The organism is Streptomyces rectiverticillatus (genome assembly GCF_013394065.1).
GTDB classification, from domain to species: Bacteria; Actinomycetota; Actinomycetes; order Streptomycetales; family Streptomycetaceae; genus Streptomyces; species Streptomyces rectiverticillatus.
On the sequence record NZ_CP040752.1, the window covers coordinates 6,006,795 to 6,024,866 of the forward strand.

The 18,072-nt window shown below is 71.1% G+C and carries 16 protein-coding genes and 1 pseudogene; 3 read left to right on the forward strand and 14 right to left on the reverse strand.

What is annotated here, in order from left to right; translation table 11 throughout:
• Window positions 1–72 precede the first annotated feature (72 nt).
• From FGW37_RS26150 to FGW37_RS26180, 7 genes are all read right to left on the reverse strand, one after another.
• A complete protein-coding gene (locus FGW37_RS26150) occupies window positions 73–1,278 on the reverse strand; it encodes an acyl-CoA dehydrogenase family protein (protein ID WP_058042490.1) in 1,206 nt (401 codons plus the stop codon).
• 1 nt (window position 1,279) lies between these two features.
• On the reverse strand, window positions 1,280–1,792 hold the full coding sequence (locus tag FGW37_RS26155; RefSeq protein WP_179083285.1) for a MaoC family dehydratase: 513 nt from the start codon (window positions 1,790–1,792) through the stop codon (window positions 1,280–1,282).
• 5 nt (window positions 1,793–1,797) lie between these two features.
• The gene (locus FGW37_RS26160; protein ID WP_179083286.1) at window positions 1,798–2,769 is read right to left on the reverse strand and encodes an HpcH/HpaI aldolase/citrate lyase family protein; all 972 of its coding nucleotides are present in this window, start codon (window positions 2,767–2,769) and stop codon (window positions 1,798–1,800) included.
• Complete coding sequence (locus FGW37_RS26165; protein WP_179083287.1) at window positions 2,766–4,778, reverse strand: protein meaA; 2,013 nt, start codon at window positions 4,776–4,778, stop codon at window positions 2,766–2,768. Before FGW37_RS26165 ends, FGW37_RS26160 begins: the two co-directional genes overlap by 4 nt.
• Before the next feature lie 9 nt (window positions 4,779–4,787).
• A complete protein-coding gene (gene ccrA / locus FGW37_RS26170) occupies window positions 4,788–6,125 on the reverse strand; it encodes a crotonyl-CoA carboxylase/reductase (RefSeq protein WP_179083288.1) in 1,338 nt (445 codons plus the stop codon).
• Between the two features lie 394 nt (window positions 6,126–6,519).
• Window positions 6,520–7,359 carry a TetR family transcriptional regulator gene (locus FGW37_RS26175; RefSeq protein ID WP_168091139.1) on the reverse strand — a complete coding sequence of 280 codons (840 nt, stop codon included), beginning with the start codon at window positions 7,357–7,359 and terminating at the stop codon, window positions 6,520–6,522.
• A gap of 100 nt (window positions 7,360–7,459) precedes the next feature.
• The gene (locus FGW37_RS26180) at window positions 7,460–9,283 is read right to left on the reverse strand and encodes a 3-hydroxyacyl-CoA dehydrogenase family protein (RefSeq protein ID WP_179083289.1); all 1,824 of its coding nucleotides are present in this window, start codon (window positions 9,281–9,283) and stop codon (window positions 7,460–7,462) included.
• 370 nt (window positions 9,284–9,653) lie between these two features.
• Here FGW37_RS26180 and FGW37_RS26185 point away from each other — a divergent pair, with 370 nt between their 5' ends.
• Complete coding sequence (locus tag FGW37_RS26185; RefSeq protein ID WP_246430575.1) at window positions 9,654–10,283, forward strand: HEAT repeat domain-containing protein; 630 nt, start codon at window positions 9,654–9,656, stop codon at window positions 10,281–10,283.
• Here FGW37_RS26185 and FGW37_RS26190 read toward each other — a convergent pair.
• The 7 genes and pseudogenes from FGW37_RS26190 to FGW37_RS26220 all read right to left on the reverse strand — a co-directional run bounded on the left by FGW37_RS26190 (window position 10,276) and on the right by FGW37_RS26220 (window position 14,670).
• Window positions 10,276–10,803, reverse strand: a complete 528-nt coding sequence (locus tag FGW37_RS26190; RefSeq protein WP_246430576.1) for a GNAT family N-acetyltransferase — start codon at window positions 10,801–10,803, stop codon at window positions 10,276–10,278. The genes FGW37_RS26185 and FGW37_RS26190 overlap by 8 nt on opposite strands.
• Before the next feature lie 30 nt (window positions 10,804–10,833).
• Window positions 10,834–11,290, reverse strand: a pseudogene (locus FGW37_RS26195) (radical SAM family protein); the annotation flags it as partial.
• A 101-nt stretch (window positions 11,291–11,391) separates the two neighbouring features.
• A complete protein-coding gene (locus tag FGW37_RS26200; RefSeq protein ID WP_179083291.1) occupies window positions 11,392–12,561 on the reverse strand; it encodes a methyltransferase domain-containing protein in 1,170 nt (389 codons plus the stop codon).
• A 6-nt stretch (window positions 12,562–12,567) separates the two neighbouring features.
• Window positions 12,568–12,711 carry a hypothetical protein gene (locus FGW37_RS26205; RefSeq protein WP_019885290.1) on the reverse strand — a complete coding sequence of 48 codons (144 nt, stop codon included), beginning with the start codon at window positions 12,709–12,711 and terminating at the stop codon, window positions 12,568–12,570.
• Window positions 12,712–13,045: 334 nt separating this feature from the next.
• The gene (locus FGW37_RS26210) at window positions 13,046–13,894 is read right to left on the reverse strand and encodes a helix-turn-helix domain-containing protein (protein ID WP_179083292.1); all 849 of its coding nucleotides are present in this window, start codon (window positions 13,892–13,894) and stop codon (window positions 13,046–13,048) included.
• Window positions 13,895–13,904: 10 nt separating this feature from the next.
• Window positions 13,905–14,423, reverse strand: coding sequence for a DUF6879 family protein (locus tag FGW37_RS26215; protein ID WP_343067194.1), 519 nt, complete (start codon window positions 14,421–14,423; stop codon window positions 13,905–13,907).
• Entirely contained in the window at window positions 14,404–14,670 is a 267-nt protein-coding gene (locus tag FGW37_RS26220) for a hypothetical protein (protein WP_179083294.1), read from the reverse strand. The genes FGW37_RS26215 and FGW37_RS26220 overlap by 20 nt, the downstream gene beginning before the upstream one ends.
• 290 nt (window positions 14,671–14,960) lie before the next feature.
• Between FGW37_RS26220 and FGW37_RS26225 the strand changes: the two genes are divergently transcribed.
• Entirely contained in the window at window positions 14,961–15,404 is a 444-nt protein-coding gene (locus FGW37_RS26225) for an SRPBCC family protein (protein ID WP_179084922.1), read from the forward strand.
• Between the two features lie 223 nt (window positions 15,405–15,627).
• Window positions 15,628–18,009 (forward strand): MFS transporter, encoded by a 2,382-nt coding sequence (locus tag FGW37_RS26230; protein WP_179083295.1) that lies wholly within the window; start codon window positions 15,628–15,630, stop codon window positions 18,007–18,009.
• The last annotated feature ends 63 nt before the right edge of the window (window positions 18,010–18,072 follow it).

Below are 18,072 nucleotides of genomic sequence, written 5' to 3' on the forward strand. Positions count from 1 at the left end.
GGCCAGTAGATGGCCGAACTCCGATGACTGGGTGTGATCTTCTTCTCGGTCAAATCACCCCTAATCGGATATTTATCCCTGGATCCGGTACTCCTCGAGTAGCCGGCGGCCAATGATCATTTTCTGGATCTCTGCCGTCCCTTCACCGATGAGCAGCATGGGGGCCTCTCGGTAGAGGCGCTCGATCTCGTACTCCTTGGAGAACCCGTATCCGCCGTGGATGCGGAAAGCGTCCTCCACCACCTCCTTGCAGTACTCGGAGGCCAGGTACTTGGCCATTCCGGCCTCGAGATCGTTGCGGCGGCCCGAATCCTTCTTCCGGGCCGCATTCACCATCATCGCATGCGCCGCTTCGACCTTTGTCCCCATTTCAGCGAGTTTGAACTGTATGGCCTGGTGCTGAGCGATGGGTTTTCCGAAGGTGTGCCGCTGCTGTGCGTAGGCCGCGCCCAGCTCGAACGCGCGCTGAGCGACACCGCAGCCACGCGCTGCGACATTGACCCGGCCCACCTCGACGCCGTCCATCATCTGGTAGAAGCCCCGGCCCGTGACCCCGCCGAGCACGCGGTCGGCCGGAACCCGCAGGCCGTCCATGATCAGTTCGGTGGTGTCGACGCCCTTGTAGCCCATTTTGTCGATCTTTCCGGGGATGGTCAGACCCGGTTTGACCTCGCCGAACCCCGGCTCCTTCTCAATCAGGAAGGTGGTCATCGACTTGTGCGGGGCGGTCCCCTCCGGATGGCCCTCGTCCGTCCTGCACAACACCGCCACCAGCGTGGACGTGCCGCCGTTGGTCAGCCACATCTTCTGGCCGTTGAGGACGTACGCGTCGCCGTCGCGCACCCCCTTCGATGTGATTGCCGACACATCCGAGCCCAGGCCGGGCTCCGACATCGAGAAAGCACCCCTGATGTCGCCCGCCGCCATCTTTGGCAGGAAATAGTCCTTCTGTTCCTGGGTGCCGTGCTGCTTGATCATGTAAGCCACGATGAAGTGGGTGTTGATGATCCCCGACACGCTCATCCAGCCCCGGGCGATCTCCTCGACGCACAGCGCATATGTGAGAAGGGACTCACCGAGGCCGCCGTACTCCTCCGGGATCATCAGGCCGAACACCCCGAGTTCCTTCAGGCCCTCGACTATCCGGGTGGGGTACTCGTCACGGTGCTCCAGCTCGGTGGCCACCGGGATGATTTCCTTGTCGACGAAGTCACGGACCGTCGCCAGGATTTCCTGCTGGACGTCCGTCAGCCCGTCGGTCTGCGCCAGGCGGCCCATCTCACTTCTCCCGGATGATCGGCTCGGGACGGCCGGGCTGCTCCCCGCCGCGCTCCTTGATGTACGTGGCGGTGGGCACCATCACCTTGCGCCGGAAGGTGCAGACCACGGTGCCGTCCTGCTTGTAGCCGATGGTCTCGACGTGGACGATCCCGCGGTCGCTCTTCGACTTCGACGGCGTCTTGCCGAGCACCTTCGTCTCGCCGTAGATGGTGTCACCGTGGAAGGTGGGCGCGATGTGCTTCAGCGACTCCACCTCCAGGTTGGCGATGGCCTTGCCCGAGACGTCCGGGACGGACATGCCCAGCAGCAGGGAGTAGATGTAGTTGCCGACCACGACATTCTTGCCGAAATCGGTCGTCTTCTCGGCGTAGTTGCCGTCCATGTGCAGCGGGTGGTGGTTCATGGTCAGCAGACAGAACAAGTGGTCGTCGTACTCGGTGACGGTCTTTCCGGGCCAGTGTTTGTAGACGTCACCGACGGTGAACTCTTCGTAAGTCCGGCCGAACTGCATCGTGCTCAGGCCTCCGGGATCTCGAACTTCGACGTGCGCGTCATCCCCGCCGCCCGGCCCTTGCCCGCGATCACCAGCGCCATCTTGCGGCTGGCCTCGTCGATCATCTCGTCGCCGAGCATCGCCGAGCCCTTCTTGCCACCGGCCTCGGAGGTGCACCAGTCGTAGGCGTCCAGGATCAGCTCGGCGTGGTCGTAGTCCTCCTGCGTGGGCGAGAAGACCTCGTTGGCCGCCTCCACCTGGCCGGGGTGCAGCACCCACTTGCCGTCGAAGCCGAGGGCCGCGGCCCGGCGGGCGACGTCCTTGTAGCCGTCCACGTTCTTGATCTGGAGGTAGGGGCCGTCGATGGCCTGCAGGTCGTGGGCGCGGGCCGCCATCAGGATCCGCATCAGGATGTAGTGGTAGGCGTCCGCCGGGTAGCCGGGCGGCTGCTCGCCGACCACCAGGGACTTCATGTTGATGGAGGCCATGAAGTCGGCCGGGCCGAAGACGATCGTCTCCATACGGGGTGACGCGGCGGCGATGTCGTCCACGTTCACCAGGCCCTTGGCGTTCTCGATCTGCGCCTCGATGCCGATGCGGCCGACCTCGAAGCCCATCGTCTTCTCGATCTGGGTCAGCAGCAGGTCCAGGGCGACGATCTGCTGGGCGTCCTGCACCTTCGGCAGCATGATGCAGTCGAGGTTCGGGCCCGCGCCCTCGACGACCGTGACGACGTCCCGGTACGTCCAGTGCGTCGTCCAGTCGTTGACGCGGACCACCCGGGTCTTGCCCGTCCAGTCGCCGTTGTTGAGCGCGTCGACGATCGAGTGGCGGGCGCCCTCCTTGGCCAGCGGGGCGCAGGCGTCCTCCAGATCGAGGAAGACCTGGTCGGCGGGGAGGCCCTGGGCCTTCTCCAGGAAGCGCGGGTTGCTGCCGGGGACCGCGAGGCACGAGCGGCGCGGGCGCAGCCGGTTCACCGGGGCGGGCGTGGTCATGCGGGGACCTCCAACGGGTCGAGGTGGTTCGCTTTCCGGATCTCGTCGACGATACGGCCGATGATCTCCGTGATGCCGAAGTCCTTGGGGGTGAAGACCGCGGCGACGCCGGCCGCCCGCAGGGCGGTGGCGTCCGCGGACGGGATGATGCCACCGACGATGACGGGGACGTCGTCGGCCCCCGTGGCGCGCAGCCGCGCCAGCACGTCGGGCACGAGCTCGGCGTGCGATCCGGAGAGGATCGACAGGCCGACGCAGTGCACGTCCTCGGCGACGGCCGCCGAGACGATCTGCTCCGGGGTCAGCCGGATGCCCTGGTAGACCACTTCGAAGCCGGCGTCGCGCGCGCGGACGGCGATCTGCTCGGCGCCGTTGGAGTGGCCGTCCAGGCCGGGTTTGCCGACGAGCAGGCGCAGCTTGCCGCTGCCCAGCTCGTCGGCGGTGCGGGCCACCTTGGCGCGGACGGCGGCCAGCGGGGTGCCGGCCTCCGCAGTGACCGCCACGGGGGCGCTGCTCACGCCCGTGGGGGCCCGGAACTCCCCGAAGACGTCGCGCAGGGCCCAGGACCACTCGCCGGTCGTCACGCCCGCGCGGACGCACTCCAGGGTGGCCGCCATGAGGTTGTCCGAGCCGGCCGCCGCCTTCTTCAGCGCGGACAGCGACTCCTGGGCGCGGGCCTCGTCGCGGTCGTCGCGCCAGGCGTGCAGGGAGGCGACGACGCGGGCCTCGTTGGCCGGGTCCACGGTCATGATCGCGGTGTCGAGATCGGCGGTGAGCGGGTTGGGCTCGGTCGACTCGTAGCAGTTGACGCCGACGATCTTCTCCTCGCCCGCCTCGATCCGGGCCCGGCGCTCGGCGTGCGAGGAGACCAGCTGCGACTTCAGATAGCCGGACTCGACGGCCGCCATCGCGCCGCCCATGCCCTGGATCCGCTCGATCTCCTCCAGGCACTCGGCGACCAGGCCGGAGACCTTGGCCTCGATCACGTGCGAGCCGGCGAAGATGTCGTCGTACTCCAGCAGGTCGCTCTCGTGCGCGAGGACCTGCTGGATGCGCAGGCTCCACTGCTGGTCCCAGGGGCGCGGCAGGCCCAGCGCCTCGTTCCAGGCCGGCAGCTGCACGGCGCGGGCGCGGGCGTCCTTGGAGAGGGTCACGGCCAGCATCTCCAGGACGATGCGCTGGACGTTGTTCTCCGGCTGGGCCTCGGTCAGGCCGAGGGAGTTGACCTGGACGCCGTAGCGGAAGCGGCGCTGCTTGGGGTTCTCGATGCCGTAGCGCTCACGGGTGATCCGGTCCCAGATGCGGCCGAACGCCCGCATCTTGCACATCTCCTCGACGAACCGGACGCCCGCGTTGACGAAGAACGAGATGCGGGCGACGACCTCGCCCTTGCGGTCCTCGGGGACCTGACCGGATGCGAACACCGCGTCGAGCACGGCGATCGCGGTGGACATCGCGTACGAGATCTCCTGGACCGGAGTGGCCCCCGCCTCCTGCAGGTGGTAGCTGCAGATGTTGATCGGGTTCCACTTCGGGATGTTGTTGACCGTGTACGTGATCATGTCGGTGGTCAGCCGCAGCGACGGCCCCGGTGGGAAGACGTGCGTCCCGCGCGAGAGGTACTCCTTGACGATGTCGTTCTGCGTCGTGCCCTGCAGCCGGGTGATGTCGGCGCCCTGCTCCTCCGCGACCACCTGGTACATGGCCAGCAGCCACATGGCGGTGGCGTTGATGGTCATGGAGGTGTTCATCTGCTCCAGCGGAATCTCCCGGAACAGCCGCCGCATGTCGCCGAGGTGCGCGACCGGCACGCCGACCCGGCCGACCTCGCCGCGGGCGAGGATGTGGTCGGAGTCGTAGCCGGTCTGCGTCGGCAGGTCGAAGGCGACCGAGAGACCGGTCTGGCCCTTGGCGAGGTTGCGCCGGTAGAGCTCGTTGGACGCCTCGGCGGTGGAGTGCCCGGCGTAGGTCCGCATGAGCCAGGGCCGGTCTTTTTGACGCTCTGTCATTCCGTGCTCTCACACGTTCCGGAAGCGGTTGATGGCGTCGATGTGCCGTGCCCGCATCTCCTCGTCGCGGACCCCCATCCCCTCCTCGGGGGCCAGCGCGAGCACGCCGACCTTGCCCTGGTGGAGGTTGCGGTGCACGTCGTACGCGGCCTGCCCGGTGTCCTCCAGGCGGTACGTCTTCGACAGCGTGGGGTGGATCTTCCCCTTGGCGATCAGGCGGTTGGCCTCCCACGCCTCGCGGTAGTTGGCGAAGTGCGAGCCGACGATCCGCTTCAGCGACATCCACAGGTAGCGGTTGTCGTACTCGTGGTTGTAGCCGGAGGTCGAGGCGCAGGTGACGATCGTGCCGCCCTTGCGGGTGACGTAGACCGAGGCGCCGAAGGTCTCGCGGCCCGGGTGCTCGAAGACGATGTCGACGTCCTCGCCGCCGGTCAGCTCGCGGATGCGCTTGCCGAGGCGCTTCCACTCCCGCGGGTCCTGCTCGTGCTCGTTCTTCCAGAACTTGTAGTCCTCGGCGGAGCGGTCGATGATCGCCTCGGCGCCCATCCGCCGGCAGATCTCCGCCTTCTTGTCGCTGGACACCACGCAGATGGGGTTGGCGCCGCCGGCGAGCGCGAACTGGGTGGCGTACGAGCCGAGTCCGCCGCTCGCGCCCCAGATCAGGACGTTGTCGCCCTGCTTCATGCCGGCGCCGTTGCGGGAGACGAGCTGGCGGTAGGCGGTGGAGTTGACCAGGCCCGGCGCCGCCGCCTCCTCCCAGCTCAGGTGGCGGGGCTTGGGCATCAGCTGGTTGGACTTCACCAGTGCGATCTCCGCCAGGCCGCCGAAGTTGGTCTCGAAGCCCCAGATGCGCTGCTCGGGGTCGAGCATCGTGTCGTCGTGGCCGTCGGCGGACTCCAGCTCCACGGACAGGCAGTGGGCGACGACCTCGTCGCCGGGCTTCCAGGCGTTGACGCCGGGGCCGGTGCGCAGCACGACGCCCGCGAGGTCGGAGCCGATGACGTGGTACGGCAGGTCGTGCCGCTTGGCCAGCGGGGAGAGCTTGCCGTAGCGCTCCAGGAAGGCGAAGGTGGACAGCGGCTCGAAGATCGAGGTCCAGACGGAGTTGTAGTTCACCGAGCTGGCCATGACGGCCACGAGCGCCTCGCCGGGCCCGAGTTCGGGCACCGGCACCTCCTCGACGTGCAGCGACTTGCGCGGGTCCTTCTCGCGGGTGGACAGGCCCTCGAACATGCCGGCCTCGTCCTTGTGCACGGTGACCGCGCGGTAGGACTCGGGGACGGCCAGGGCTGCGAAGTCCTCGGGCGTGGTGTCCGGCGCGAGGATCGCGTCGAGTATCTGGTTCACGGTATTGCCTCCGGCGAAGCACGTCGGGAAACGGCTTGAGGGAACGTCGGGGGTGGTGCAGGGGGCGGTGGTACAGAGGCGGTGCCGTCGGTTCGGCGGTGGTGCGGGGCGGTGCCTGGTGCGGTGCCTGGTGCGGTGATGCGGCGCCGGTGGGCGCGCTGGGAATGCCTGTGACGCAGGCGTCCGGGCGCACAACGTTCTTGTGGGGACAGCCGGCGCACGACGTTCGGTGTCTGCGCGCCGGCCGCCCGGACAGCCACAACGTATGGCACGGCGTGCCACACGACAAGACACTGGGTGCCAACAATTTCTCTCAGATGTCATCCCGATGGCACGTATGAGCAACGAAGGCCGCCCCGAGGGGCGGCCTTCGTTGGCAAAAGAGAGTTTTTGTCTACTTCGTCTTGAGGGCCTTCTCGATCGCCCGCATGACCTCGCCCAGCGGCGCGTCCGTCCGGGCCACGGTCACCAGCACCTCGCCCTCGGTCCGCGCCGAGGCGGCCGGCCCGTCCTCCGTCCGGGCGCGCCCGGCCCCGATGCCCGTGCCGAAGGTCTCCCGCACGATCGCGAACGCGTGGTCGAGCTGGGTCTCCACGTCGCCCTGGCCGCCGCCGCGCAGCCAGCGGCGCAGCACGTGGTTGTGCGCGGTGACGACGGCCGAGGCCGCGACCTCGGCGAGCAGCGGGTCGTCGTCGCCGACGTGGTGGGCGCTCTCGTCGAAGTGGCCGAGGAGGTAGCGGGTGAAGAGCCGCTCGTAGCGGGCCACGGAGGCGATCTCGCGCTCGCGCAGGGCCGGCACCTCGCGGGTCAGGCGGTAGCGCTCCACGGAGACGGCCGGGGAGGCCGCGTACATCCGCATGACTTCCTTGATGCCCCGGCAGACGGTGTCGAGGGGGTTCTCGTGCGGCGGGGCCGCGTCCAGCACCCCCGCGGCCCGCACCAGCGTGTCGTCGTGGTCGGGGAAGATCGCCTCTTCCTTGGAGCGGAAGTGGCGGAAGAACGTCCGGCGGGCGACGCCGGCCGCGGCCGCGATCTCGTCGACGGTCGTCGCCTCGTAGCCCTTCGTCGCGAACAACTCCATCGCGGCCGCGGCGAGTTTGCGGCGCATGGTGAGCCGCTGGGCGGCGGCGCGGCGGCTGCCGGCGCTCTCGGTGTCGGGGTGCGGGTCTCTGGTCTCGCGGGGTACTTCTCCGGCCGTGCGCGGGGTGCGGACGGCCTTGGCGGGCTGGGGCATGTGGGGAACGTAACACGCGTCCGTACGGGCGTGCCGGGGCGGACCGTCCCCGGGTTCGAGCAGTCCGCCCCAGCCCACGTCGCGCTCGCGCGCGGTCCGGTCAGGCCTTCGCATACTCGCGGAAGCCGCGGCCCGTCTTGCGCCCCAGGCAGCCCGCCGCCACCAGGTGCTCCAGCAGGGGTGCCGGAGCGAGCCCGGGGTCGCGGAACTCGCGGTGCAGGACCTTCTCGATGGCCAGGGACACATCCAGCCCCACGACGTCGAGCAGCTCGAAGGGCCCCATCGGATAGCCGCCGCCGAGCTTCATGGCCGCGTCGATGTCGTCCGGGCTCGCGTAGTGCTCCTGCACCATCTTCACCGCGTTGTTCAGGTACGGGAACAGCAGGGCGTTGACGATGAACCCGGCCCGGTCGCCGCAGTCCACGGCGTGCTTGCGCACCTTCGCGCAGACCGCGCGGACGGTGGCGTGCACGTCGTCCGCGGTCAGGACGGTGCGGACCACCTCCACCAGCTTCATCGCCGGCGCCGGGTTGAAGAAGTGCATCCCGATGACGTCCTGCGGGCGCGAGGTGGCGCGGGCGCAGGCGACGACCGGCAGCGAGGAGGTGGTCGTGGCCAGCACCGCGCCCGGCTTGCAGACCTTGTCCAGCGTGGCGAACAGCTGCTGCTTGACCGCCAGGTCCTCCGCGACCGCCTCGATCGCCAGGTCGACGTCGGCGAAGGCGTCCAGCGACCCCGCCGGCTCGACGGCCGCCAGCGCGGCCTCCCGCTCCGCGGCCGTGATGCGGCCCTTCTCCACCGAGCGCGCGAGCGACTTCGCCATCCGGGCCCTGGCGGCCTCGGCCTTATCCTGCGAGCGCGCCGCGAGCACGACGCGGTAGCCGGCCTTGGCGAAGACCTCGGCGATGCCGCTCGCCATCGTGCCCGACCCGGCCACGCCGACCGCGCGCACCTCGCGCGCCTGAGCCGCGGCCCCGCTGCCGCCCGCGCCGGGCGTCTGCGCGTCGGGCACCACCAGGGCCGAGTCCGGCCCGTCGTAGGTGTAGAAGCCGCGGCCCGCCTTGCGGCCGGTCAGCCCCGCCTCCGCGAGCTGGCCGAGGACCGGTGCGGGAGCGTGCAGCCGGTCGTGGGAGGCCGCGTACATGGCCTCCAGGACCGTGCGCGCGGTGTCGATGCCGATCAGGTCCAGCAGGGCGAGCGGGCCCATCGGCAGCCCGCAGCCCAGCCGCATCGCGGCGTCGATGTCCTCGCGGGTGGCGTAGCGCGCCTCGTACATCGCCGCGGCCTGGTTGAGGTAGCCGAACAGCAGCCCGTCGGCGACGAAACCGGGCCGGTCGCCGACCGCGACGGGCTCCTTGCCCAGCTCCCGGGCCAGCGCGGTGACGGCCGCGACGGCGGCGGGCGCCGTGAGCACCGACGAGACGACCTCCACCAGCTTCATCGCCGGCGCCGGGTTGAAGAAGTGCATCCCGAGGACGCGCTCCGGGCGCGCCGAGTCGGCGGCCAGCCGGGTCACGGACAGGGCGTTGGTGCCCGTCGCCAGGATGGCCTCCGGGCGCACGATCGCGTCCAGGGCGGTGAACACCTCGTGCTTGACGGCGTAGTCCTCGGGCACGACCTCGATCACCAGGTCGGCGCCGGCCGCGGCCCGCAGGTCCGTGGCCGTGCGGAAGCGGGCGAGCGCGGCCCGCCGCTCGTCCTCCGTGATGCGCTCGCGGCGCACCGCGCGGGCGGTGGCGGTCTCCAGCGCGCGGACGGCGTGCGCCGCCGCGGCCTCCGAGACGTCGATGCCGGTGACCTCGCGGCCGGCCCGGACGAGGACTTCGGCGATGCCGGTGCCCATGGTGCCGAGGCCGACGACGGCGACGGTCCTCAAGGGGGAGGGGGAGGAGAGGGACGGCTCAGGGGTGGACGTACGGTCCATCGCGAGACTCCAGAAGGTGTTCCCCGGGCGCGGGGATGCATCGGTCGGTTGCCGGTGCAGGCGGGGCGGCCCCGGCGGGCCGCGGCGGCTGCGGGATTTTCCGGGTGCGGGATTTCCGGGTACGTACGGGTAAGGGGCGACCACGGAAAGGGAGTTGTGCGACCGGCAGGCCCTGTCCCGGGGCCGTGCCGTACTCGACGGGCCGAACCGACGAACCGGCGTCGAAAGCAGCGGGCGGCTGCGTCACCAGGCCGCCCGAGCGGGGGTGCCGCTCTTGCCGGGAGATTAACTCACGGGTAACCAAGAGCGCCAGGGGCGGGGCGGGCGACTTACGATGTGGCGCAGGCCACTCGGGGAGGAGAAGCGGGCAGTGACAGGAGCCGAGAGGGCAGAAGAGGAATTCCGTGCGCTGGTGAAACGGGTGCGGGCCGAACTGGGCACGTCGGCCGAGTTCTCGGAGTTCGAGCGGCTCCTCGCGCTCGTCCGCTCGCGCGAGGGCGGTCCCCCCGCCCGGCGCGCGCGGCGCGACGAGCTCGCCGGGATCCTGGTCGCCCCCGAACAGCCGCTGTGGGCGCGCGAGATCGCCGCCTTCGTCCTGGGGGCGGAGGGCGACCGGCGGGCCTTCGAGACGCTGATCCTGCTCCTCAACTACCGCGAGCCGGTGCGCTGCGCCACCGCCGCCTTCGTCCTCGCCCGCCTCGGCGACCCCCGCACCGCCCGCGCGGCCGCGGCCCTCGCCACCAACCCGCTGCGCACCGCCTACGCCCTGCACCCCGTCCGCCTGCTGACCGAGCTGCGCGCCCCCGAGTCCGTCCCCGCCCTGCTGGCCACGCTCGAACGGCTGCTGGCGGCCCGCGACCACTGCTGGCCGATAGCCCGCGCCTGCGTGGAGGGCCTGGGCGCCCTGGGGGACCGGCGCGCGGAGGACGCCCTGGTCGCCGCCCGCGAGCACGACCGCCTCCGGGCGGCGGCACGCGAGGCGCTGGAGCGGCTCATGTGACGGGGAGGGGCATCGCGTAGCGCACCTCCGGTACGGGGGTGCCGTCGATGTCGTCCGGCCGCCCGGCGCCGTCGGGGGCGAAGCCGGCGCGGGCGTAGAAGGCCCGCGCGCGGTGGTTGCCCTCCAGCACCCACAGCAGCAGCCGGTGGAAGCCGCGTGCGGCCGCGCCTTCGATCACGGCCGCGCACAGGGCGCGGCCGGCCCCGGTGCCGATGAGGTCCGGGCGTACGTAGAGCGCGTACAGCTCGCCGTTCCCGCCGGTGACGTCGGCGTCCCGGCAGGGCCCGTAGCAGGCCCATCCGACGACGTCGCCGCCCGCCGTCTCGGCGACCAGGTTCACCTGCTGCAGGCCGCCGTCCTGCCGGAAGAACCTCCGGTGCCGCGCGGCGTCCTCGGCGGCGTCCATGGCGTCGAGCCGGCCCTGCGGTACGAGGCCCGCGTAGGCGGTCCGCCATCCGCCCACGCGGATCTCGGCCACGGCGTCGACGTCGTCCTCGGTCATCGTCCGTATGCGCACCATGGCCGTACGGTAGCGGGCCTCACAGCAGGGTCAGCCGGGTCGCCTACGGAGGGGCCGGGTCCGGGGCCGGCGGGGCGGGGGCGCGGGGGCGCGGCGGTGCTCTCCGGGGCCCGTGGGGCCTATGCCGAACTCGGCCGTCTCGTAGCGCCGCACCAGGTGCGGGTGGTGGCGGGCCGGCCAGGCCGTGAACCACTCGCGGGGCGCCGGGTCGCAGGTGCAGCACGAGCGGGGTGACCGAGGTGGCGCCGGAGGAGGCGGCGGCGCGCACCGTCGCCCGCAGCTGTTCGGGGGAGTCGCCGAGGAAGGGGATGACCGGCGTCATCAGCACCCCGCAGGGGATGCCGTGCTCGGTGAGCGCCCGGACGGCGTCGAGCCGGCGCGCCGGCGAGGGGGTGCCGGGCTCGACCGTGCGCCACAGCTCGCGGTCGAGGAAGCCGACGGACATCGACACCCCGACGTCGGTGACCGCGGCGGCCTCGCGCAGCAGCGGCGTGTTGTGCACTCCCATAAGAGCATCTGACCTGCGGAAACGCGTACCGCCCCGACCAGCGCTCACGGGGGAGGCGCCGATCGGGGCGGTACGGGGTGTCAGCCCACTGCGGGGACGGGGTGGTCCGGGGAGTCGAGCCAGGGCCGCTCCGCGCCCTCGGCTACGGTCAGTCCGAATCGATCGAACCCGGGTCGTCCCTGTGCCTCCCACCAGCAGTAGGCGGCTTCCGTCTCGTCCCACAACCTGCGTGGGCCCGACTGGACGACCTCGAACGAGTCGGCTCCCGGTTCGTAGTCGGCGGATGCCCACGACAGGGTGTCGGTGCTGTACGTCCACAGCGTGTACGAGCCGTCGTCGTAGCGCTCCACGCTCCAGAACGCCCCGGACATCTGGAGCCCGATGGCGAACTGTTCCACCCACCCGCCAACCTCGGCGGGCGAAAGCGTGGTGGTGCTCCTGACGCCGTCGCCGGGCCACGCATGACCCTTGAGATAAGCGTCATGCGGGGGCAGGTTCGGGCGCTGCTGCCGAAGACGCATGAAGGCGCTGGAGCGCGTGAAACGTCCGCTGGCCGTCCCGTCGTCCACGGTCAGCCGGACGATGGCCTCACCGCCGTACAGGGTTCCCCAGGGGGCCACGATCAGCCCGCCGGTGAGCGTCTGGTCCACCCATGCCCGGGGAACCTCCCCGACTGAGCACGTCGCGATGATGCGGTCGTACGGGGCCCCTCCCGCGTACCCCAGCCGTCCGTCCCTGACGATCACCAGCGGAGACAGTCCTGCATTGCGCTGGTTCTCCCCGGCCCCCCTCGCGACCTCGGGGTCGTACTCGATGGAGACGACGATCTCACCACCGAGCCGGTGTGCGAGTAGCGCCGAATTCCAGCCCGTACCCGTCCCGATTTCCAGGACCCTGTGCCCGTCCTTCACATCGAGATCGGCCAGCATGGAAAACACCATGTGAGGCTGCGAACTGGAGCTGGAAGGCGTCTTCCCCAGGCCGTCCCCGGTGTGGTTGCCGTCGTCCCACTGTGTGGTCAGCGGGATGTCCGAGTACACCGCCCTGAACCAGGCGTCAGGGTCCTTAGCGCGGTCCACCACGGGGTTCTGCCGGGTGCCGTCCGCGATGCCCGGCCAGATGCGGTCAGGGACGAACAGGTCCCGAGGAACTGCCTTGAACGTCGGCAGCCAGTCGGATTGCAGGGCGCCCGAAGCAACGAGCGCAGAGGCGAGCCCCGAAGGGCCTACCTCCTCTTTGCGCGCGGTCATCCGGTGCTACTTCTTCGCGGGGCCGGAGCCGTCGGAGGAGTTGCCGCCGCTCGTCTCCGAGCCGCCGCCCCCGTGTCCGCGCCCGCTGCTGCCGTCGTCCTGCTGGCTGCCGCCCTGACCGCTTCCGGTACCGCCGCCGTGCTTGGGCATCTGGTGCTCCTTCACTCGTGATGGTGTGGGGGCTTGCACTTGCCGACCCGCCCTGGCGGGGGCGGGAATCTGTAGGGTCAGGCGCGCTTCACGGCGCTCGGGTCGGCGTGCCACTCACGACCCCCGTGTTCGGGCCAGAGAAAGGCCGTTCGGCTTGTTGCAGTTCGAGCACGTCTCACCCCTGGGGGCGTACGTCAGGTACTCCGATTTCGCTTCTGTGTCCTGTCCGGTCTGGCTCGCCATCGTCCGCCGTCCCCTCGCGTGATCCGACGACGACCACGCTAGGGAGAGAGGAACCCCAACTCCCAGCCGATTGCACGAGGTTGCACGCCAGTTACCCCAGAGAGTCCAACGCCGATGTGATCAGCGCACGAGCACTCGCCCCGTAGGCGGCCAGCGCTGCCAATTCCGCGAACGTCTCGGCGTACATCGCCACCTCGCTCGGCTGCGTGATCGTGAGATAGCCAGAGATCAACTCGACGTTGACCTGTGCCGTGTCGTAGAGCCAGAACCCCTCAGCCGGCCAGCGCTCCCGATTCGGCGTCATGGGCACAACTCCCAAGCTGACGTTGGGAAGTGAGGCGACCGAGATCAGGTGGCCAAGTTGTCCGGCCATGACGTCAGCGCCGCCGATTCCGGCACGCAGCACGGACTCCTCGACCAGGAAGGCGAACCGCCGGTCACTCTCGTAGAGCACCCGCTGACGTTCCATGCGGGCAGCTACAGCGTCGGCCACGTCGTCCACCAGGCCGCGCCGTCGCTGGATCGCTTGGAGGGCGGCTGTCGTGTACGGCTGCGTCTGGATCAGGCCGGGCACGAGCCACGACGAGTAGGACCTGAAACGGCGGGTCCGCTGATACAGCGGTAGGCGAGCCTCCTGGGCCTGCTTGAGCCCGGCCCGCTCCATGCGCCGCCAGTCCACCCACATGCCCTCGACCGTCCGCAGCGAGGCAATCAGGTCCTCGGTCTGCCCCTCGGCCCCGCACGCCTGGCACCACGCGCGGATGTCGTCAGCGGAGGGGGGCGTACGGGCGTTCATGATCCGGGATGACTTGGACCGGCTCCACCCGCAGCGTTCGGCAAGATCGGCCCCGGTCAGCCCGGCATCCCGGCAGAGATCCGCAAGACGTTTCGCCAGAGCCTGCCGGGCCTGCTGGGCACTGGAAGATGCAGAGACAGCCATGGGTGCGTGATCAGACGGGCCGGTACTCCGCGTGGGGAATCGCTCGCTCCCACGCTGCCTCGTAGGCCCGGACGTACTGCGAGGCCAAGGCCGGGTCGTGCACGACTTCCATGCGCGGCCCGGTCCACTCACCCTCGCCGCTGAAGTGGTGGAGGATCACGGTTTCCTCATCCATGACCCACCCGTCCAGCGCAGGGAGCAGCAGATCACGAGCGCGTGACCGAGGCAGCCACCGCACGTCCTCGCCCGCTGTGACGTTCGTAAAGGTGCCGTCGTACTCGTACCGGACGTAGTCGCTCAGCGGCTCGGAGACGACGCGTAGGCGGCGCATGACGACACCCCGGCCGGTCGTCTCGGCCACCACGTCCAGCCACGAGCGCCACCACGATTCGCGGTCGGCCGGGTCGTACCGGTGCCCTTCCTGCCAGCGGATGAACTCGGGGTCGTCCCGCATGTAGCTGTCCCGCATCTCAAGGTGCATCGCTGAGCGCTGCGCCTTTGCGAGGCATTCACGTACCGCTGTTGCCACCGTTGTCCTCACTGCTCGGGCGGGGGATGAACTGGAGCATGTTGGCAGGCAGCCGGATCACGGTCTCGTGGTCCGGGACGTCCGTGGAGTGGCCCGGCACCGATCCGACTGCCTGTGCCTGCCGGATCGTCTCCTCGTCCGCCTTCCAAGACTGGATGATCAGGTCACCTGTCGTGTCGTCCAGCCAGATCGTGGGTGATCCGTCGTCGGGCGTGTTGGGCCAGATCCCCAGAAACTTTAGGGCCATGGGGCACTCCTGTACCGAGTCAGTTGCACGGACGTGCACGAGCCTCGCCTCTGCGCCTGATCAGCGCAAGAGTGCAGGAGGTAGGGATGGCGCGGCAGACCGTCCAGTCAATTGACGCAGTGTCAGGTATCTAGGTTGCGGCATCAATCCCGATCCCTCCCGTCGAGATTGGAACACATGTTCGTGCCGGGCGAGGGGCCCGGATTTGGGCGGGTGTGGCGTTGGTGGTTGGCTGTGCCGCGAAGCAGGTACGGCAAGCACAGCTTTTTCACATGTCCCGGAGGGCAGCCATGGGCCAGGTCGAGGCCACGACGGAGCGGATCATCGCGGCGGACCCGGAGGAGGTGTTCGACGCGCTGGCGGACTACACCGGCACCCGGGCCAAGCTGCTGCCCGAGCACTTCAGCGAGTACGAGGTGCGCGAGGGCGGGGACGGCGAGGGCACCCTCGTGCACTGGAAGCTCCAGGCCACCAGCAAGCGCGTCCGCGACTGCCTGCTGGAGGTCGCCGAGCCCACCACCGGGCAGCTGGTCGAGAAGGACCGCAACTCCTCCATGGTCACCACCTGGACCGTCACCCCGGCCGGCGAGGGCAAGGCCCGGGTCGTCGTCAGCACCGTGTGGAACGGCGCCGGCGGCATCGGCGGCTTCTTCGAGCGCACCTTCGCCCCCAAGGGCCTCGGCCGCATCTACGACGCCGTCCTCGCCAAGCTGGCCGCGGAGACCGAGAAGTAGGCGGCGCACGGCCGAGAGGTAGTCGGTGGAAGCCCGGACCGGTCGCGGTCCGGGCTTCACCGTTTCGGGTGGTTTCCCCGGCGCCACAGGGGGCCGCCGTATGCCTCCGACCGGCGCAAAAGCCCCACCGATGGTCTCTCGGGTCAATCCCCTCGGTTGCCCGCCGTTGTCGCGAAATGCGAGAAAAGGGCGGCGATAGCAGGTGCTACGAGGGGAGCGGCACGTGGGTGGGACCACTTTGGTACAGAGCGACGGGCCGGTGCCCGTCCTGCTCGCACCCGAGGCCGCCCCCGCACCTCCGGCGCCCCCCGAACCCCCCTCCGTCCGGGGGCGGCCGGGCGTGGTCCTCGCCGGCCTGCTGCTCGCGCTGTTCCTCGCCGCGCTCGACCAGACCGTCGTCGCCACCGCGCTCCCGGCCATCGCCGGAGACCTGCACGGCGCCGGCCGCGCGACCTGGGTCATCACGGCCTACCTGCTCGGCTCCGCCGTCGCCGTTCCCGTGCACGGCCGGCTCGGCGAGACCGCCGGCCGCAAGGGCGTCTTCGCCTTCGCCGTCGTCCTGCTCGTCGCCGGCTCCGCCCTCGCGGCCCGGGCACAGACCATGGACCAGCTCCTCGCCTTCCGCGCCCTCCAGGGCGTCGGCGGCGGTGGCGTGCTGGCCGGCGTCCACGCGATCATCGCCGACCTGACCCCCGCCCGCGAGCGGCGCCGCCGCCTCGGCGCGGCCGCCGCCGTCCTCGCACTCGCCTCCCTCGCCGGGCCGCCGCTCGGCGGCCTCCTCACCGACCACGCCTCCTGGCGCTGGTGCTTCCACCTCAACGTCCCCCTCGGCCTGCTCGCCCTCCTCGCGGTCTCCTCCGGGCTGCGGCTGCCCCGGCCCGCGCACCGGGCGCGCTTCGACACCCTCGGCGCCCTGCTCCTCGTCGCCTTCTCGGTCAGCGCGGTACTGCTGGCCGACCGGGCCGGGGCCGCCCCCGCCTGGCACGCGCGCGCCGTCCTCGGCCTCGCCGCCGCGACCCTCGGCACCGCCCTGCTCTTCATCGTCGTCGAGCACCTCGCGGCCGACCCCCTCGTCCCGCCCCGCCTCCTGCGCGACCGCACCTTCCTCGTTTGCGCCGCCCTCGGCGCGGGCACCGGCGCGGCCCTCTTCGGCGCCGTCGGCTGTCTGCCCACCTTCCTGCAGATGGCCGACGGCGCAGGCGCCGTCCGGGCGGGGCTGCTGCTCCTGCCCCTGACGGCCGGCGCCGTCCTCGGCTCCCTCCTCAGCGGGCGGTTCGCCCGGCGCACCGGACGCTGCCGCCTCTTCGCCGCCGCCGGCTGCGCCGCGGCCGCCGCCGGTGCGTACGCGCTCTCCCGCCTCGGCACCGGCACGACCTGGCCCGCCTACGCCCTCGCGACGGCGGCCCTCGGCGCCGGCACCGGGCTCGCCCTGCCCGCCCTCGCCCGCGCCGTGCGCAACTCCGTGCCCGCCGCGGACCTCGCGGCCGCCGGCAGCGCCACCACGTACCTCCGGCAGCTGGGCGGCGCGCTCGCCGTGGCCTCCCTCGGCGCCCTCCTCGCCCACCGCCTCGCCGGCGGGGCGGGCAGCGGCGGCGCGCCGTCCGCCCCGCACGCGCTCACCCCGCGGCTGCTCCGCGCCCTGCCCGCCGAGCTCCGCAGCGGCTACGTGCGCGCCTACGCGGACGCCATGCCGCGGATCTTCCTGTACCTCGTACCCGTCCTCGTCCTGGGCCTTTTACTTGCCTTCCTGCTGAAGGAGAAACCGCCGGTGTCCCAAAACCTCGCCGAAGCCCCCGTCATCCCCTCCGCGCGGACCGCACCGCCGGAGGAAGAACCCCCCTTCGTGCCGGGCATCCCCGTCACCGGAATCGTCCAGCACCACGACGGCACCACCGTGCCCCGCGCCGCCCTCACCCTGATCGACAGCGGGGGACGGCAGATCGGGCGCGGGGCCACCGGCGAGGACGGGCGGTACGCCCTCAGCACGCCCGGCACCGGCTCCTACGTCCTCATCGCGGCCGCGGGCGGCCACCAGCCCCAGGCCGTCACCGTCACCGTCGGCGAACGCCCCGTCGAGCTCGACGTGGTGCTCGGCGGCGCCGGCCGCCTCGCCGGGACCGTGCTCACCGCCGACGGCTCGCCCGTGCGGGACGCGCTCGTCACCCTCACCAACGTGCACGGCGAGGTCGTCGCCTCCACCCGCACCGGCCGCGACGGCGGCTACGACATCACCGAACTCGTCGCCGGCGAGTACACGCTGGCCGGCAGCGCCCCCGTCTTCCGGCCCGCCGCGCTGCCGGTGACCGTCCAGTCCTGCCGCGAGACCCGTCAGGACATCGAGCTCGCCGGAGGGGCCGTCCTGCGCGGCGTCGTGCGGGCGGGCGGCGGCCGGCTGGTCGAGGACGCCCGCGTCACCCTCCTGGACGCCGCGGGCAACGTCGTCGACACCGCCACCACCGGCCCCGACGGGTCCTTCCGGTTCGTGGACCTCTCGGCGGGCGAGTACACCGTCATCGCCGCGGGGTACCCGCCGGTGGCCACGGTGCTCCAGGTCGCCGGCGGAGGCCGCACGGAACGCGACCTCCAACTCGGCCACGCGGACTAGCCGTCCGGCTGGGTTCCGCGACGCGGGGTCCGGCTTCCGCCGGGCCTACGGTGGGGGGTGCGG

Excerpts from the sequence above, each read along its gene's own strand:
- FGW37_RS26225 (WP_179084922.1), top strand. The coding sequence starts at position 14,961 with ATGGGCCAGGTCGAGGCCACGACGGAGCGGATCATCGCGGCGGACCCG.
- FGW37_RS26150 (WP_058042490.1), bottom strand. The coding sequence starts at position 1,278 with ATGGGCCGCCTGGCGCAGACCGACGGGCTGACGGACGTCCAGCAGGAA.
- FGW37_RS26155 (WP_179083285.1), bottom strand. The coding sequence starts at position 1,792 with ATGCAGTTCGGCCGGACTTACGAAGAGTTCACCGTCGGTGACGTCTAC.
- FGW37_RS26200 (WP_179083291.1), bottom strand. The coding sequence starts at position 12,561 with ATGACCGCGCGCAAAGAGGAGGTAGGCCCTTCGGGGCTCGCCTCTGCG.
- FGW37_RS26205 (WP_019885290.1), bottom strand. The coding sequence starts at position 12,711 with ATGCCCAAGCACGGCGGCGGTACCGGAAGCGGTCAGGGCGGCAGCCAG.
- FGW37_RS26175 (WP_168091139.1), bottom strand. The coding sequence starts at position 7,359 with ATGCCCCAGCCCGCCAAGGCCGTCCGCACCCCGCGCACGGCCGGAGAA.
- FGW37_RS26165 (WP_179083287.1), bottom strand. The coding sequence starts at position 4,778 with ATGACAGAGCGTCAAAAAGACCGGCCCTGGCTCATGCGGACCTACGCC.
- FGW37_RS26180 (WP_179083289.1), bottom strand. The coding sequence starts at position 9,283 with ATGGACCGTACGTCCACCCCTGAGCCGTCCCTCTCCTCCCCCTCCCCC.
- FGW37_RS26190 (WP_246430576.1), bottom strand. The coding sequence starts at position 10,803 with ATGGTGCGCATACGGACGATGACCGAGGACGACGTCGACGCCGTGGCC.
- FGW37_RS26220 (WP_179083294.1), bottom strand. The coding sequence starts at position 14,670 with ATGGCCCTAAAGTTTCTGGGGATCTGGCCCAACACGCCCGACGACGGA.
- FGW37_RS26210 (WP_179083292.1), bottom strand. The coding sequence starts at position 13,894 with ATGGCTGTCTCTGCATCTTCCAGTGCCCAGCAGGCCCGGCAGGCTCTG.
- FGW37_RS26160 (WP_179083286.1), bottom strand. The coding sequence starts at position 2,769 with ATGACCACGCCCGCCCCGGTGAACCGGCTGCGCCCGCGCCGCTCGTGC.